The 16,836-nt window shown below is 71.2% G+C and carries 14 protein-coding genes; 13 read left to right on the forward strand and 1 reads right to left on the reverse strand.

Annotation, left to right across the window (positions count from 1 at the left end; all coding sequences use genetic code 11):
- Positions 1-69: 69 nt before the first annotated feature.
- Positions 70-1,872, reverse strand: coding sequence for a glycoside hydrolase family 15 protein (locus tag EES42_RS13955; RefSeq protein WP_124718554.1), 1,803 nt, complete (start codon positions 1,870-1,872; stop codon positions 70-72).
- Between the two features lie 406 nt (positions 1,873-2,278).
- Here EES42_RS13955 and EES42_RS13965 point away from each other — a divergent pair, with 406 nt between their 5' ends.
- The 13 genes from EES42_RS13965 to EES42_RS14025 all read left to right on the forward strand — a co-directional run bounded on the left by EES42_RS13965 (position 2,279) and on the right by EES42_RS14025 (position 16,835).
- A complete protein-coding gene (locus EES42_RS13965; protein ID WP_124718556.1) occupies positions 2,279-3,964 on the forward strand; it encodes a CTP synthase in 1,686 nt (561 codons plus the stop codon).
- Positions 3,965-4,054: 90 nt separating this feature from the next.
- A complete protein-coding gene (locus tag EES42_RS13970) occupies positions 4,055-4,681 on the forward strand; it encodes an NUDIX domain-containing protein (protein ID WP_124718557.1) in 627 nt (208 codons plus the stop codon).
- A gap of 189 nt (positions 4,682-4,870) precedes the next feature.
- Positions 4,871-6,934 carry a tetratricopeptide repeat protein gene (locus tag EES42_RS13975; protein ID WP_124718558.1) on the forward strand — a complete coding sequence of 688 codons (2,064 nt, stop codon included), beginning with the start codon at positions 4,871-4,873 and terminating at the stop codon, positions 6,932-6,934.
- Between the two features lie 143 nt (positions 6,935-7,077).
- On the forward strand, positions 7,078-8,193 hold the full coding sequence (ald, locus tag EES42_RS13980) for an alanine dehydrogenase (RefSeq protein WP_124719354.1): 1,116 nt from the start codon (positions 7,078-7,080) through the stop codon (positions 8,191-8,193).
- Positions 8,194-8,562: 369 nt separating this feature from the next.
- Positions 8,563-9,681 carry a ParA family protein gene (locus EES42_RS13985; RefSeq protein ID WP_124718559.1) on the forward strand — a complete coding sequence of 373 codons (1,119 nt, stop codon included), beginning with the start codon at positions 8,563-8,565 and terminating at the stop codon, positions 9,679-9,681.
- A complete protein-coding gene (locus EES42_RS13990) occupies positions 9,678-10,283 on the forward strand; it encodes a hypothetical protein (RefSeq protein ID WP_124719355.1) in 606 nt (201 codons plus the stop codon). Before EES42_RS13985 ends, EES42_RS13990 begins: the two co-directional genes overlap by 4 nt.
- 109 nt (positions 10,284-10,392) lie before the next feature.
- Positions 10,393-11,421: a segregation and condensation protein A gene (locus EES42_RS13995; protein ID WP_124718560.1), complete on the forward strand. Its 1,029-nt coding sequence runs from the start codon at positions 10,393-10,395 to the stop codon at positions 11,419-11,421.
- Positions 11,418-12,059 (forward strand): SMC-Scp complex subunit ScpB, encoded by a 642-nt coding sequence (gene scpB / locus EES42_RS14000; RefSeq protein WP_124718561.1) that lies wholly within the window; start codon positions 11,418-11,420, stop codon positions 12,057-12,059. The genes EES42_RS13995 and scpB overlap by 4 nt, the downstream gene beginning before the upstream one ends.
- Positions 12,059-13,222 (forward strand): pseudouridine synthase, encoded by a 1,164-nt coding sequence (locus EES42_RS14005; RefSeq protein WP_124718562.1) that lies wholly within the window; start codon positions 12,059-12,061, stop codon positions 13,220-13,222. The genes scpB and EES42_RS14005 overlap by 1 nt, the downstream gene beginning before the upstream one ends.
- 133 nt (positions 13,223-13,355) lie before the next feature.
- Positions 13,356-14,009, forward strand: coding sequence for a nicotinamide riboside transporter PnuC (gene pnuC, locus EES42_RS14010; protein WP_124718563.1), 654 nt, complete (start codon positions 13,356-13,358; stop codon positions 14,007-14,009).
- Positions 14,006-15,085: an AAA family ATPase gene (locus EES42_RS14015; RefSeq protein WP_124718564.1), complete on the forward strand. Its 1,080-nt coding sequence runs from the start codon at positions 14,006-14,008 to the stop codon at positions 15,083-15,085. Before pnuC ends, EES42_RS14015 begins: the two co-directional genes overlap by 4 nt.
- Positions 15,082-15,816, forward strand: a complete 735-nt coding sequence (locus tag EES42_RS14020) for an NUDIX hydrolase (protein WP_124718565.1) — start codon at positions 15,082-15,084, stop codon at positions 15,814-15,816. The genes EES42_RS14015 and EES42_RS14020 overlap by 4 nt, the downstream gene beginning before the upstream one ends.
- The gene (locus EES42_RS14025; protein WP_124718566.1) at positions 15,813-16,835 is read left to right on the forward strand and encodes an ADP-ribosylglycohydrolase family protein; all 1,023 of its coding nucleotides are present in this window, start codon (positions 15,813-15,815) and stop codon (positions 16,833-16,835) included. Before EES42_RS14020 ends, EES42_RS14025 begins: the two co-directional genes overlap by 4 nt.
- Position 16,836: the final 1 nt, after the last annotated feature.

A 16,836-nucleotide genomic window follows, 5' to 3' on the forward strand; every position in this document is an offset into this window, starting at 1 on the left:
TGGCGCGGCGGCCCGCCGTCGCAGGGGTGACCGGGGCGGACGGGTCTCCGCCCGCCCCGTGAGCCGGACTCAGCCGACGTAGGCCCCGCTCGCCGTCAGGCGCAGTGCCGTGTCGATCAGCGGCACATGACTGAAGGCCTGCGGGAAGTTCCCCACCTGGCGCTGGAGCCGGGGATCCCACTCCTCCGCGAGCAGGCCCAGATCATTGCGCAGGGCCAGCAGCCGCTCGAAGAGCTGGCGGGCCTCGTCGACCCGGCCGATCATCGCCAGATCGTCCGCCAGCCAGAACGAGCAGGCCAGGAACGCGCCCTCGTCGCCCTCCAGGCCGTCGACGCCCGCGTCCTCGCCCGAGGTGGGGTAGCGCAGCACGAAGCCGTCCTCGGTGGACAGCTCGCGCTGGATCGCCTCGATCGTGCCGATCACGCGCTTGTCGTCCGGGGGCAGGAAGCCCATCTGCGGGATCAGCAGCAGCGAGGCGTCCAGTTCCTTCGAGCCGTAGGACTGGGTGAAGGTGTTGCGCTCCGGGTCGTAGCCCCGCTCGCAGACATCGCGGTGGATGTCGTCGCGCAGCTCGTGCAGGCGCTCCAGCGGTCCTTCCGCGTCCCCGGACTCGATGAGCTTGATGGTGCGGTCGACGGCCACCCAGGCCATCACCTTCGAGTGGACGAAGTGACGGCGCGGCCCGCGCACCTCCCAGATGCCCTCGTCCGGCTCGTCCCAGTGCTTCCCCAGGTACTCGATCAGCTTGAGCTGGAGGCCGGTCGCGTAGTCGTTGCGGGTCAGGCCGGTCATGTGGGCGAGGTGCAGCGCCTCGGTGACCTCGCCGTACACGTCCAGCTGGAGCTGGCCCGCCGCGCCGTTGCCGACCCGGACCGGGCCGGAGTTCTCGTAACCGGGCAGCCAGTCCAGCTCGGCCTCGCCCAGCTCGCGCTCGCCCGCGATGCCGTACATGATCTGGAGGTTCTCCGGGTCGCCGGCGACCGCCCGCAGCAGCCACTCGCGCCAGGCGCGGGCCTCCTCGCGGTAGCCGGTGCGCAGCAGCGAGGAGAGCGTGATCGCGGCGTCGCGCAGCCAGGTGTAGCGGTAGTCCCAGTTCCGGGAGCCGCCGATGTCCTCCGGCAGGGAGGTGGTCGGCGCGGCGACGATGCCGCCGGTCGGCGCGTACGTCAGGGCCTTGAGGGTGATCAGCGAGCGGACCACGGCCTCGCGGTAGGGCCCGTGGTACGTGCACTGCTCGACCCACTCGCGCCAGAAGTCCGCCGTCGCGTCCAGCGAGCCGTCCGGGTCCGGCAGAGCGGGCGGCTCGTGGTGCGAGGGCTGCCAGCTGATCGTGAACGCGATCCGGTCACCCGGCGCGACCGTGAAGTCGGAGTACGTCGTGAGGTTCTCGCCGTAGGTCTCGGCGGGGGTGTCCAGCCAGACGGAGTCGGGGCCCGCGACGGCGACCGTGCGGCCGTCGACCTTGTGCACCCACGGGGTGACCCGTCCGTAGCTGAACCGCATGCGCAGCTCGGAGCGCATCGGCACCCGGCCGCTGATCCCTTCCACGATCCGGATCACCTGCGGCGCACCGTCACGCGGCGGCATGAAATCGGTCACTCTGACCGTTCCGCGCGGTGTGTCCCACTCCGATTCCAGGATGAGGGAGTCCCCGCGGTAGCGGCGGCGGTCCGCGGCCTGCGGCTGCGTCCCCTCCGCCCGTGCCGGACCCAGGCGCCAGAAGCCGTGCTCCTCGGTACCCAGCAGTCCTGCGAAGACGGCGTGCGAATCGAAGCGGGGAAGGCACAGCCAGTCCACTGTGCCGTCCCGGCAGACCAGGGCGGCGGTCTGCATGTCTCCGATGAGTGCGTAATCCTCGATGCGCCCGGCCACGTGCATCTCCAGTCGAACGGCCTTGTCGCCCCGTAGGGCATTACTGCGGGTCAAGAGGTCGTCGCAAGGGGTTGTTGTGGGGGATCCTGCGAACAAGTCACCTCGCCCGGGGCAAGTGTCCGAGCAGGATACGACGCACCTGGATGATCCGCGCGACGGTCTCAGCAACACGTCTGACCCGAACGGGTGTGTGTACGGGCACTCGTGGTGATCATGCGAGGTGGGTGGTGCGGATGCTGCCGGAAGCGGGCTCCCTTCGGCGCTGATACCCTGGTAGCCCGTGGACCGGTGGTCGTCCGCAACCGCAGACGAGGCCCCCGAACCGCAGCGACGGCGCCTCCGGAGTCTCCGGACGAAAACGCCGGTACGCACCTCACGATCGCGACCACGGGAGCCCCCTTTGGCTATGCAGCCCACATCCACGACGACCAAGCACATCTTCGTCACCGGGGGTGTCGCCTCATCCCTCGGCAAGGGTCTGACTGCCTCCAGCCTCGGTGCCCTGCTCAAGGCGCGCGGCCTTCGGGTCACCATGCAGAAGCTCGACCCCTACCTCAACGTCGACCCGGGCACGATGAACCCGTTCCAGCACGGTGAGGTCTTCGTCACCAACGACGGCGCCGAGACCGACCTGGACATCGGCCACTACGAGCGTTTCCTCGACGTCGACCTCGACGGTTCCGCCAACGTCACCACCGGCCAGGTCTACTCGCAGGTGATCGCCAAGGAGCGGCGCGGCGAGTACCTGGGCGACACCGTGCAGGTCATCCCGCACATCACCAACGAGATCAAGCACCGCATCCGCCGCATGGCCACCGACGACGTCGACGTCGTCATCACCGAGGTCGGCGGCACGGTCGGCGACATCGAGTCGCTGCCGTTCCTGGAGACCGTCCGCCAGGTCCGCCACGAGGTCGGCCGGGACAACGTCTTCGTCGTGCACATCTCGCTGCTGCCCTACATCGGCCCGTCCGGCGAGCTCAAGACCAAGCCGACCCAGCACTCGGTGGCCGCGCTGCGCAACATCGGTATCCAGCCGGACGCCATCGTGCTGCGCGCCGACCGTGACGTACCGACCGCCATCAAGCGCAAGATCTCGCTGATGTGCGACGTCGACGAGGCCGCCGTGGTGGCCTGTGTGGACGCCAAGTCCATCTACGACATCCCGAAGGTGCTGCACACCGAGGGCCTGGACGCCTACGTCGTGCGCAAGCTCGACCTGCCGTTCCGCGACGTCGACTGGACGACGTGGGACGACCTGCTGGACCGCGTCCACAACCCCGACCACGAGATCACCGTCGCGCTCGTCGGCAAGTACATCGACCTGCCCGACGCCTACCTCTCGGTGACCGAGGCCATCCGGGCCGGCGGCTTCGCCAACAAGGCGCGGGTCAAGGTCAAGTGGGTCGCCTCGGACGACTGCAAGACCCCGGCGGGTGCCGCGAAGCAGCTCGGTGACGTCGACGCGATCTGCGTCCCCGGCGGCTTCGGCGACCGCGGTGTCAACGGCAAGATCGGCGCCATCCAGTACGCCCGCGAGAACAAGGTGCCGCTGCTCGGTCTCTGCCTCGGCCTCCAGTGCATCGTGATCGAGGCCGCGCGCAACCTCGCCGAGATCCCCGACGCCAACTCCACCGAGTTCGACGCCGCCACCTCGCACCCCGTCATCTCGACGATGGAGGAGCAGCTGGCGTACGTCGAGGGCGCGGGCGACCTGGGCGGCACCATGCGGCTCGGCCTGTACCCGGCGAAGCTCGCCGAGGGCTCGCTGGTCCGCGAGGCCTACGAGGGCGAGCCGTACGTGGAGGAGCGCCACCGCCACCGCTACGAGGTCAACAACGCCTACCGGGCCGAGCTGGAGAAGAAGGCCGGTCTGGTCTTCTCCGGCACCTCCCCGGACAACAAGCTCGTCGAGTACGTCGAGTACCCGCGCGAGATCCACCCCTACCTGGTCGCCACCCAGGCGCACCCGGAGCTCCGGTCCCGTCCGACCCGCCCGCACCCGCTCTTCGCGGGCCTGGTGAAGGCGGCCGTCGCGCGCAAGACGGGCGCCGCGGCCGGTGACGGCAAGGGCAAGCAGTCGGGCAAGTAGTCCGGCGCCGCACAGGCGTTAACGTTGACCGGGGTACGCGTCCTTCGAAGGACGCGTACCCCGGTTTCTGTTTTTCGTGGGAGGACGTAGATGGGTTTCCAGGACACGCCCGAGGAGTGGCAGGTCACCGCGACCGAGACGCCCTTCGCCGGCAACAAGACCAGCGTCCGCACCGACGAAGTGGTGATGCCGGACGGCACGGTCGTACGCCGCGACTACCAGGTCCACCCGGGCTCGGTCGCCGTGCTCGCGCTCGACGACGACAACCGGGTCGTCGTGCTGCGGCAGTACCGCCACCCGGTGCGCCACAAGCTCTGGGAGATCCCGGCCGGACTGCTCGACGTCCCCGGTGAGAACCCGCTGCACGCGGCGCAGCGCGAGCTCTACGAGGAGGCGTACGTCAAGGCCGAGGACTGGCGGGTGCTGACCGACGTCTACACCACACCGGGCGGCTGCGACGAGGCCGTACGGATCTTCCTGGCCCGCGGTCTCTCCGAGGCCGACGGGGAGCGCTTCGAGGTCTCCGAGGAGGAGGCCGACATGGAGCTGGCCCGGGTGCCGCTCCAGGAGCTGGTACGGGGCGTGCTCGCGGGGGAGCTGCACAACAACTGCCTGGTGGTGGGCGTCCTCTCGCTCGCGGCGGTGCTCGCCGGTGACGGGATCGATTCGCTGCGCCCGGCCGACGCGCCGTGGCCGGCCCGCCCGTTCGAGGCCTGACGGGCCGTAGCGCCGCCGAACGGTGCACACCGAGGTCCTTCGATCGGACAAGATGCTGATCCGATCGGGGGACCTCTGCGTCGTGCTCAGCCGTGCTCGAAGGAAAACGCCCGCACGCCTGAACTACGCTCACAATGCCCTGACCGGAGTCCCGGCGGGCGACGCGTGCAGCGAAGTGGAGCGTGGCCCGTGACGGATCAGGCGGTGGACACCAGCGGCCCGGCCGAGGCAGCGGGAACCGAGGAGCCGTCCGGTACCGCCCCACCCCAATTCTTCGGCCGAGCCCGCGAGTTGAAGGAGCTGCGGGCCGACATCGAACGGGCCGGCCTGGACACCCTGGCCGGCCGCAAGGCCGCCCGCGCCCGGGTCCTGCTGATCGCCGGACGCCCCGGCTCCGGACGCACCGCGCTCGCCGGTGAGCTCACCCGGCGGCTGCTCGCCGAGGGCGACCACCCCGACGGACTGTTCCGGGTCAGGCTCACCGACCCCGGCGGCGTGCCGGTGCCCACCGAGCGCACCGCCCGCGAGCTGCTCGACCGGATGGGGGTGACCGGGCCGCCCGGCGCGGACGGGGACGAGCTCTCCGGGATGGTCCGCGACGAGCTCGCCGGACGCCGCGCCCTGCTGCTCCTGGACGACGCGGTGGACGCGGAACAGGTCGACCCGCTGCTTCCCGACAACCCGGACTGCCTGGTCGTCGCCACGTCCGGGGGCCCGCTCACCGGCATCCCGGGCGTCCGCCCCTGCACCATCGGCGGCCTGGACGCGGGCTCCGCCGTGCGGCTGCTCGCCCGCACCATCGGAGAGGTCAGGATCACCGTCGATCCGCGGACCGCCGAGACCCTCGCCGAGGAGTGCGGCGCACTTCCGGCCGCCCTGGTGATGGTCGCCGGCTGGCTCGCCGCCCGGCCCATGGCATCGGTCGCCGATGTCACCAGGCAACTGCGCGAACTGCCGGACGACACCGAGCAGTCCACCGGCTCCCGGCCGCTGGCCCGGGCCTTCCGGCTGGTCCACGAATCGCTGCCGCCGACCGCCGCCCGGATACTGCGACTGCTCGCCCTCGCCCCCGCCGGTCTCGCCGACGCCCACACCGCGTCCGCGCTGGCCGGCTGCTCCGTCTCGGCCGCCCAGACGACCCTCGACGACTTCGTGGCCCTGGGACTGCTGCACACCAATGGGGCGGACCAGCCGCAGTACGAGGTGCCCGGCTGCCTCGCACCGCTGCTGCGGGCGCTGCTGGAGGCCAGGGACCGGCCGGCCGAGGTCCAGCTGGCCCGCGCCCGGATGCTGGAGCGCACCGTACGGCTGCTGCAGTCCTGCCGGGCGGTGACCGAACCCGAGGGCTCACCGGCCCGCCGGAAGCTCGCCGGGCTTCCGCGGTCGCTGCGCTTCCCCAACCCCGAGGCGGCCGCCGAATGGCTGCGGATCCGCCGGCCGGCCCTGCTGGCCTCGGCCCGGATCGCCGTCGAGGACGGTGAACTCGACACCCTGGCAAGGCGGTTGGTGTCCGCGCTGGTGCGGGCGCTGGCCGTGCACCGGGGTACCGAGGCCGCCGCACCCGAGCTGTACGGACTGCACGGTCTGGTGCTGGCCGTCGCCGAGCGGCGCGAGCTGCCGCGCGAGCGGGCCGCCGCGCTGCTCAACCTCGCCGACCTCGACGCCAGGACCGGCCGCACCCGGGAGGCGCTGGCCCGCTACCGGGCCGCGCTGGACGCCGGACGGGCGGCGAAGGACCTGTACGCCACCGGCCGCGCGATGGAATCCGTAGGCGGCGCCTATGCCGAGCTGGGGGACTTCCAGCGGGCCTCCGACTGGTACGGCCGCGCGCTGGCGCAGCGGCTCACCCAGGGGGAGCGGGCCGACGAGGCGCGGCTGTACGGGCGGCTCGGCGCCGTCCACACCTACGCCGGGCGGTACGGCGAGGCGCTGCGGAACTGGCGCGCCGCGGCGGCTGGGTACCGCAGGCTCGGCGACGTGCCGGCCCAGGCGCGGGCGCTCAGCGAGGCGGCGCGGGTGCAGGAGTACGCGGGCCGGCCGCACGAGTCCCTGCACACCTGCCAGGAGGCCGTCGAGTGGGCCAGGCGGGCCGGTGACGTACGGCTCCAGGCGGCGCTGGAGCTCCGGCTGGCGGACACGCTCGACAGGCTCGGCGACCCGGCCGCGGCAGGGCTGCACCGGGGTCTGGCCGACAGATTGCTGGGCCAGGAGGGTGTGACCTGCGAAATCCGTAGTGCGGCGACTGAAAATTAATGCTTTGTAAGGCTAGACAGCGCGAAACCCTTCATTAGACTGGCTCTGCCGCGTGTGTTCGCGGTGTCTCCATTTACGTAGTGTCTATCCGGGTATGTATAGCTATGCCCGGGTAACCCTCTGAGCCAAGGACCGTGATCGACGTGAAGGTCGGCATCCCCCGCGAAGTCAAGAACAACGAGTTCCGCGTGGCGATCACGCCTGCCGGTGTGCACGAGCTCGTCCGCCACGGCCACCAGGTCGTCGTCGAGGAGAACGCCGGGGCCGGCTCCTCGATCACGGACGAGGAGTACGTCGCCGCCGGGGCGCAGATCCTCCCCACCGCCGACGAGGTCTGGGCCACCGCCGACCTGCTGCTCAAGGTCAAGGAGCCGGTCGCCGAGGAGTACCACCGCCTCCGCAAGGACCAGACGCTCTTCACCTACCTCCACCTCGCGGCCTCCCGCGAGTGCACCGACGCGCTGATCGAGTCGGGCACCACGGCCATCGCCTACGAGACGGTCGAGACCGCCAACCGCGCGCTCCCGCTGCTCGCCCCGATGTCCGAGGTCGCGGGCCGGCTGGCCCCGCAGGTCGGCGCCTACCACCTGATGCGCTCGGTCGGCGGCCGCGGTGTGCTGCCGGGCGGCGTCCCGGGCACGGCGCCCGCCGAAGCCGTGGTCATCGGCGGCGGTGTCTCCGGCTGGAACGCCACGCAGATCGCCGTGGGTCTCGGCTTCCACGTCACGCTGCTCGACAAGGACATCAACAAGCTCCGCGAGGCCGACAAGGTCTTCGGCACCAAGGTGAAGACCGTCGTCTCCAACGCCTTCGAGCTGGAGAAGGCCGTCATCGAGGCCGACCTCGTCGTCGGTGCCGTGCTCATCCCCGGCGCGAAGGCGCCGAAGCTGGTCACCAACGAGCTCGTCGCCAAGATGAAGCCCGGAAGTGTTCTTGTCGACATTGCGATCGACCAGGGCGGCTGCTTCGAGGACTCGCACCCGACGACGCACGCCGAGCCGACCTTCATGGTCCACAACTCGGTGTTCTACTGCGTCGCGAACATGCCGGGCGCGGTTCCGAACACCTCGACCTACGCGCTCACCAACGCCACGCTGCCGTACATCCTGGAGCTGGCCAACCGCGGCTGGGTCGAGGCGCTGCGCCGCGACGCCGCGCTCGCCAAGGGCCTCAACACCCATGACGGGCAGGTCGTTTACCGCGAGGTGGCCGAGGCGCACGGCCTGGAGCGCGTCGAGCTGAGCTCGCTTCTCGGCTGACGGGTCAACTCCTTCCGTCAACCTCGCGCGTACGGCCGGACCTTGCCGAGCAAGGTCCGGCCGTACGTATGTCGGGCCCCTTCGGCGGCCCCGTTCAACTCGTCTCGAACGTAACCCTTTAACCGATTCGTACACCCGTTAAATCTGCGCCCCGGTGGCCGCACGCCCTTGACAGGGACGTGTTCGATTGCCGACACATCGGGCCGGGTCCGGCGGATTGTGTTGCTGCGGAGCGGTGACACGCCATAGAGTCGCCAATCGTCGGCATGGTGCCACGCTGACCTATCGATAAGTTTCCTGGTCACGTCCAAGGAGGTAAGACGACTTGTGAATGAGTCGACATTTACTCCCGGGGGTGTTCATCCAGGGATGCCTGCGCGGGGCCAGAGCCCGAACGGGCTGGAGGCTGTCGGCTCCGTCGCTGTCCGCACCTTCGCCACCCAACAGCACATGACGACAGCCCCCCAGATGATGGACGGCCTACACGTGAACGCCATGGCCGGCAACGAGAGTGGCCGGGACACCGCCCACTTCGCCGACTTCGACGAGGTGCCCCAGGGGCACTTCTACGACCCCGATGCCGAGTACGAGCCCGATCCGGAGTACGCGGCCACCCTCGCGCCCGACGCTGCCCGTCAGCGCCGCGAGCGGATCGGCCCGACCGGCCGGCCCCTGCCCTACTTCCCGATCCCGGGCCCGCTGACCGATCACGGCCCCGCGAAGATCATCGCGATGTGCAACCAGAAGGGCGGCGTCGGCAAGACCACGTCGACCATCAACCTGGGCGCCGCGCTCGCGGAGTACGGACGACGCGTCCTGCTCGTCGACTTCGACCCGCAGGGTGCCCTGTCGGTCGGGCTCGGCGTCAACCCGATGGAGCTCGACCTCACGGTCTACAACCTGCTCATGGAGCGGGGCATGTCGGCCGACGAGGTGCTGCTGAAGACCGCGGTCCCGAACATGGACCTGCTGCCCAGCAACATCGACCTGTCGGCCGCCGAGGTGCAGCTGGTGAGCGAGGTGGCCCGGGAGTCCACGCTGCAGCGTGCCCTGAAGCCGCTGATGGCCGATTACGACTACATCGTGATCGACTGCCAGCCGTCGCTCGGCCTGCTCACCGTGAACGCCCTGACGGCCGCCCACAAGGTCATAGTGCCGCTCGAGTGCGAATTCTTCGCGCTCCGTGGTGTGGCGTTGCTCACCGAGACCATCGAGAAGGTCCAGGAGCGCCTCAACCCCGATCTGGAGCTCGACGGCATCCTCGCCACCATGTACGACTCCCGTACGGTGCACAGCCGTGAGGTCCTCGCGCGCGTCGTCGAGGCATTCGACGACCACGTCTACCACACGGTCATCGGGCGCACCGTGCGCTTCCCGGAGACCACGGTCGCCGGTGAGCCCATCACCACCTACGCCTCCAACTCGGTCGGTGCCGCCGCCTATCGCCAGCTCGCCAGGGAGGTGCTCGCCCGGTGTCACGCCGAGTGAGTCTGCCCGGGGCCGACGAACTGTTCCGTACCACCGGAGGAATGGGGCTCCAGGCCTCGTCCCCCGCGGACCGGCGACGCAAGGCGAACGGTGAGGCCCGGGTGCCCGGTCCGGCCGGGGAGAGCGATTCCGGGGCGGACGGATCCGGGGCGGAAGCGGCGCAGGCGGCCGACGGTGCCTCGCGCGAGGAGCACTCCGCGGCGGACGCCGACGCGGGGGAGTCGCGCAGCCGCGACGCAGACCGGGGCGCGGTGGCCGCTCAGGCGGGCCGCAGGCCCCAGCAGTCCGCGCCGACGGCCGCGCCCCCGGCCGCGCAGGAGGCGGTTCCAGCCCCTGCCGTCCAGCAGCAGCGCAGGCGCGGCGGCGGGCGCGGGGCGAACCGGCGGCCCAGCGGCCGCGAGCGCCACGACGAGAAGATCACCGTCTACGTCTCGGCCGAGGAACTGATGGACCTGGAGCACGCCCGCCTGGTGCTGCGCGGCGAGCACGGGCTCGCCGTCGACCGAGGGCGGATCGTCCGCGAGGCGGTCGCGGTGGTGCTCGCGGATCTGGAGTCGCGGGGCGACGCGAGCATCCTCGTACGGCGGCTGCGCGGCCGCTGACGGGTGAGGCGCCGGTAGCCTGCCCGGTGGGCGGCCGCCGGACGAGCGGTCCGGCCCCTTCCGTACGGGCCACGGCCCGCCGCCCGTATCCCGCTGCCCCTGGACCTTCATGCCGACGACCGACGAGCCCGCCCGCACCCCACGCCGCCCCCTGGGGCGCGGCCCGGGCGGCGGGGCCGCGCCGGAACCGGCGGACGGCGGGAGCACCGGGGCCGGGGCCCCCGCGCCGGAAGCCGCGGTGTCCGGGGCGCCCGAGGTGCCCGAGGTGCCCGAGGTCCCTGTCGCGCTCCCCGGGCCCACTGATCCTCCCGAACCCTCCGGGCCCGCCGGCGACGGGCGGTTCACCGTCCGGCTGGCGAACTTCGAGGGGCCGTTCGACCTGCTGCTCCAGCTCATCGCCAAGCACAAGCTGGATGTGACCGAGGTCGCCCTGTCGAAGGTCACCGACGAGTTCATGGCGCACATCCGCGCCATGGGGCCGGACTGGGACCTGGACCAGACCACCGAGTTCCTCGTCGTCGCCGCGACCCTGCTCGATCTGAAGGCGGCCCGGCTGCTGCCCACCGCCGAGGTGGAGGACGAGGCGGACCTGGCGCTGCTCGAAGCGCGGGACCTGCTCTTCGCCCGGCTGCTCCAGTACCGCGCGTACAAGCGCATCGCGGAGATCCTCAGCGAGCGGCTGGCGTCCGAGGGGCGGCGGTTCCCCCGGACCGTGGGGCTGGAGCCGCACCACGCCGAGCTGCTGCCCGAGGTCGTGATCAGCATCGGCGCGGAGGGCTTCGCCGCGCTGGCCGTGAAGGCGATGCAGCCGAAGCCCGAGCCGCAGGTGTACGTCGACCACATCCACGCGCCGCTGGTCAGCGTGCGGGAACAGGCCGGGATCGTGGTGGCGCGGCTGCGGGAGGCCGGCGAGATCAGCTTCCGTACGCTCACCGAGGACGCCCCGGACACCCTCACCGTCGTCGCCCGGTTCCTCGCGCTGCTGGAGCTGTACCGGGAGAAGGCCGTCGCGCTCGATCAGGACGAGGCGCTCGGGGAGCTGCTGGTGCGCTGGGCCGGGGGAGAGGGGGCCGGCCCCGTCGTCACGGACGAGTTCGACCCCGAGACGCAGGACGTCCAGGAGGATGTGAAGGCATGAGTCAGCAGGAGAACACCGGCGTCGCGGATCTCGATCTCAGGCCCGCGCTGGAGGCCGTCCTCATGGTCGTCGACGAGCCCGCCACCGAGGAGCACCTCGCCAAGGTGCTGGAGCGGCCCCGCAGGGCCGTCGCCGACGCGCTGCGGGAGCTGGCCGACGAGTACACCGTGCAGCGGCGCGGTTTCGAGCTGCGGCTGGTGGCGGGCGGCTGGCGCTTCTACACCCGCCCGGAGTACGCGGCGGCCGTGGAGGGCTTCGTCCTGGACGGCCAGCAGGCCCGGCTGACCCAGGCGGCGCTGGAGACCCTCGCGGTGGTCGCGTACCGCCAGCCGGTCAGCCGTTCCAGGGTCTCCGCGGTCCGTGGGGTGAACTGTGACGGGGTCATGCGGACCCTGTTGCAGCGGGGGCTGGTGGGGGAAGCGGGCGCGGAACCCGAAACAGGTGCGATCCTGTACAGGACGACGAACTACTTTCTGGAGCGGATGGGCCTGCGCGGCCTGGATGAGCTCCCGGAGCTCGCGCCCTTCCTCCCCGAGGCGGACGCGATCGAGGCTGAGACGCTAGAGGGTGTGCCGTCGTTCGATCCGGACGCACCGGACACCCCGGATACTCACGCAGACGACAAGACGGATTTTTGATGCGAAGCAGTGGCAGGAACAGCGGAAGCGGCGGCGGAGCCAGGAGCGGCGGCGGCAGGAGCGGCGGCAGCGGCGGCAGGAACAACACCGGCAGCGGCAGGAACAGCAACCCCAACCCCAGGGTTGCCGGCTCCGAGCGGGACGACAAGCAGGAGCAGCGCCCCCGCCGGCCCCGCCCCGAGGAGCGCCGCTACGACGTGGGCAACGACAAGCCGGGCGGCGACGGCGGCACCCGCAAGGGCCGCGGCGCGGCGGCCCGCGGCGGCGCCAAGGGCGGCCCGAAGGCGGCGACCGGCGGCTCCAAGAGCAGCGGCCGCCGTACCCCGTACGGCGCCCCGTCCCGTCCGCGTGAGCTCGACGCCAAGATCGAGCAGCGCAACCGGGACCGGTACGCGGGCAAGGCCGACATCAAGACGCCCAAGACCCACCCGGGCGCCGAGCAGGAGGGCGAGCGGCTGCAGAAGGTCCTCGCCCGGGCCGGCATGGGCTCGCGCCGGGCGTGCGAGGAGCTGATCGAGCAGGCCCGCGTCGAGGTCAACGGCGAGATCGTCGTCGAGCAGGGCATGCGCGTCGATGTGAACAGGGACGAGATCAAGGTCGACGGTCTGACCGTCGCGGCCCAGTCCTACCTCTTCTTCGCGCTGAACAAGCCCGCCGGTGTCGTCTCCTCGATGGAGGACCCGGACGGCCGCCAGTGCCTCGGCGACTACGTCACCAACCGTGAGACGCGGCTCTTCCACGTCGGCCGGCTGGACACCGAGACCGAGGGCATCATCATGCTCACCAACCACGGTGAGCTGGCCCACCGCCTGACCCACCCCAAGTACGGGGTGAAGAAGACCTATCTGGCCGCCATCCAGGGACCGCTCCCGCGCGACCTGGGCAAGCGGCTCAAGGACGGCATCCAGCTGGAGGACGGGTACGCCCGCGCCGACCACTTCCGGGTCGTCGAGAACACCGGCAAGAACTACCTGGTCGAGGTGACCCTCCACGAGGGCCGCAAGCACATCGTCCGCCGGATGCTGGCCGAGGCCGGCTTCCCGGTCGAGCGGCTCGTGAGGACGTCCTTCGGGCCGATCCCGCTGGGCGACCAGAAGTCCGGCTGGCTGCGCCGCCTCACCAACACCGAGGTGGGCATGCTGATGCGCGAGGTCGGTCTGTAGGGAGCGCCCTTCACCGTCCGTTCCGAGGCCCGCGGCCGGTTCCTGTCTTCGATTTTCGAACAGGAATCGGCCGCGGGCCTTTTCCTGTACCCCTTCCGCCTTTATAGTCAGAGTGACTATTAAGGAGGCGGGCGTGAGTCTCGCGGATTTCCTCGATCCACTGCAGCAACCCCTGGTGACGGTGCTCGACACCCCGGTCAGCTGGACCGAGGTGCTCGGCTTCGGAAGCGGGGCGCTGTGCGTCTGGCTCGTGGCCCGCCAGCACCTCGCCAACTGGCCGATCGGCATCGCCAACAACCTCTTCTTCATCCTGCTGTTCACCCAGTCCGGTCTGTACGCCGACGCCGGCCTCCAGATCGTCTTCATCGCCCTTGCCGCGTACGGCTGGTGGACCTGGACCCACGGGGGTGGACCAGGCTCGCCGGACCTGCCGGTGCGGCGCACCACGCGCACCGAATGGACCTGGCTGCTCGCGGCGGGGGCGGTGGGGACCGTCGCGCTCACCGTCCTGCTCGACCATGCCACCGACTCGACCGTGCCCTTCTGGGACGCCCTGACGACCGCGCTGTCCCTGACGGCGACGTACGGGCAGTGCCGCAAGCTCGTCGAGTCCTGGTGGCTCTGGATCGCCGCAGATGTGGTGTACATCCCGCTGTACGCGTACAAGGAGCTCTACCTGACCTCGCTGCTGTACGTCGGCTTCCTGACGCTCTGCCTGATCGGCCTGCGCAACTGGAAGCGCGATCTCGCGGGGCAGCGCCCGCGGTTGGTGCGGGTGGCGGCATGAAGCGCTTCGGCCACGGGCTGGTCCTCGGCAAGTTCTATCCGCCGCACGCCGGCCACCACCACCTCGTCCGCACCGCCCAGGACCGCTGCGAACGGCTGACCGTCCTGGTCTGCGCCGCCTCCGTGGAGTCCGTCCCGCTCGCCGACCGGGTGGCCTGGATGCGGGAGGTGCACCCGGACGTACGGGTCGTCGGCGCCGTCGACGACATCCGGATGGATCTCCACGACCCGGTGATCTGGGACGCCCACATGGCCGTCTTCACCGGGGCCGTGCCCGAGCCGGTCGACGCCGTCTTCACCTCGGAGTCGTACGGGGACGAACTCGCCCGCCGGTTCGGCGCCGAATCCGTCTGCGTCGACCCCGACCGCACGGTCTTCCCGGTCTCCGGCACCGCCGTCCGCAAGGACCCGGTCGGCTGCTGGGACTTCCTGGAACCGCCGGTACGGGCCGCCCTCGCCCGCCGGGTCGTCGTCCTCGGCGCGGAATCCACCGGCACCACGACCCTGGCCCGCGCCCTCACCGACCACTACCGCGCACGCGGCGGCGTCTGGGCGCGGACCCGGTACGTCGCCGAGTACGGACGGGAGTTCAGCGAACGGAAGCTGGCCGAGCTGCGCGAGCGGTGGCCCGGTGCCCAGTGGGAGGACGTCAGCTTCACCACCGGTGACTTCCCGCTGATCGCCGAGGCCCAGAACGCGAAGGAGGAGGCCGCCGCGCGCACCGGGTCGCCGGTGCTCATCTGCGACACCGACTCCTTCGCCACCACCGTCTGGCACGAGCGGTACATCGGCGGACGCAACCCGCTCGTCGAGCGGACCGCCGACCGGGTCGCCCACCATCTGTGGCTGCTCACCGACCACGAGGGCGTCGCCTTCGAGGACGACGGACTGCGCGACGGCGAAGAACTGCGGCCCTGGATGACCGACCGGTTCCGCGCCGAACTCAACCGCACGGGAAGGGAGTTCATCGAAATAACCGGCACCCGTCAGGAACGCCTGGCCACCGCGGTCGCCGCCGTCGACGCACTGCTCGCCGACAGCTGGAACTTCGCCGCGCCCCTGCCGGAGCACCGATGAGCACCGGAGTCCCCGAAGGGTACGACCCGTACGCCTTCGAACCCTTCGCGGTCACCGTCGACCTCGCCGTCTTCACGGTCCGCGACGGCCGGCTGCACGTCCTGCTCGTCGAACGGGGCGCCGACCCGTACAAGGGCCACTGGGCACTGCCCGGCGGCTTCGTACTGCCCCGCGAGTCCGCCGAGACCGCCGCCCGCCGGGAACTCGCCGAGGAGACCGGACTGACCGGGGGCACCGCCGGCGCCCTCCACCTGGAACAGCTGCGCACCTACACCGACCCGGACCGGGACCCCAGGATGCGGGTCGTCTCGGTCGCCTACGCCGCGCTCGTACCCGACCTGCCCGAACCGCGCGGCGGCGGCGACGCGGCCGGCGCCCGGTGGTGGGACGCCGGGCGGACCGGCCCGCTCGCCTTCGACCACGACCGGATCCTCGCCGACGCGCACGACCGGATCGGCGCCAAGCTCGAATACAGCTGTCTGGCCACCGCCTTCTGCCCGCCCGAATTCACCCTGGGGGAACTCCAGCAGGTGTACGAGACGGTCTGGGGCGTCGAGCTGGACCGGCCCAACTTCCGGCGCAAGGTCCTCACCACGCCCGGCTTCGTCCAGGCCGTGGAGGGATCGCCGCGCCGCACCGGCGGACGGGGAAAACCGGCCGCGCTCTACCGGGCGGGTGCCGCTACCGCCCTGCACCCACCACTGCTGAGACCGGAAGGAAGAAGCACGTGATCGTGACCAGGACCATCACCAAACAGGCCGCCACCGGCGCGCTGACCGGGCTCGCGCTCGGCGACGCACTGGGCTTCCCGACCGAGTTCAACAACGTTCCGTCGATCCTCGCCAAGTGCGGGCCGTGGCGCACGATGCGGCTGCCGAAGCCGGCGGTCGTCACCGACGACACCCAGATGACGCTGGCCCTGGGGCGGGGCATCCGCACCGCCATGGACCGCGGACTGCTCACCCCGCTGCGGCTGGCCCGCCCGGTGCGCGAGGAGTTCGTCGACTGGTACCACTCGCCCGACAACAACCGCGCGCCCGGCCGCACCTGCATGACCGCCTGCCGGCTGCTCGACAGCGACCGGCTCTGGCAGGAGGCCAGCCAGACCGGCTCCAAGGGCTGCGGCGCCAACATGCGGGTCGCGCCGATCGGACTCGTCCCCGGACTCAGCGACGAACAGCGCTCCGGCGCCGCCCAGTTGCAGGCCGCCCTCACCCACGGACATCCGACCGCGCTCGCCGCGTCCGACCTGACGGCCCGCGCGGTGCACCTGCTGGCGCAGGGGGCGGAGCCGATGGGCCTGATCGGGCAGTTGCGCAGTTACGCGTACGAGAACAGCGGCCGGTACCTCACGCGCTGGCTCGGCGACCTCTGGCGGTACGCGGGCGACGCCTCGCCCGAGCTGTACATCCAGCGCGGCTGGGACGAATGCCTGACCGCCCTGGCCCGCGTCCAGGACGCGTTGCGCGACCCGTCCCCGGAGACCGACCCCTGCGAGGTGACCGGCGACGGCTGGATCGCCGAGGAGGCCCTGGCCACCGCCCTGCACTGCTTCCTCCTGTTCCCCGAGGAGCCGGTCACCGCGCTCCGCCGGGCCGCCTGCACCCGCGGCGACTCGGACTCCCTGGGCTGCCTGACCGGCGCGTTCGCCGGCGCGCACCTGGGGGCGGGGGCCTGGCCCAAGGAATGGTCGGAGCGGATCGAGTACCGCAGCGATCTGCTGTCGCTGGGGGCGCTCTGGGATTCTTGAC

Origin of the sequence: Streptomyces sp. ADI95-17, from assembly GCF_003846175.1 — a bacterium.
Taxonomy (GTDB): Bacteria; Actinomycetota; Actinomycetes; order Streptomycetales; family Streptomycetaceae; genus Streptomyces; species Streptomyces sanglieri.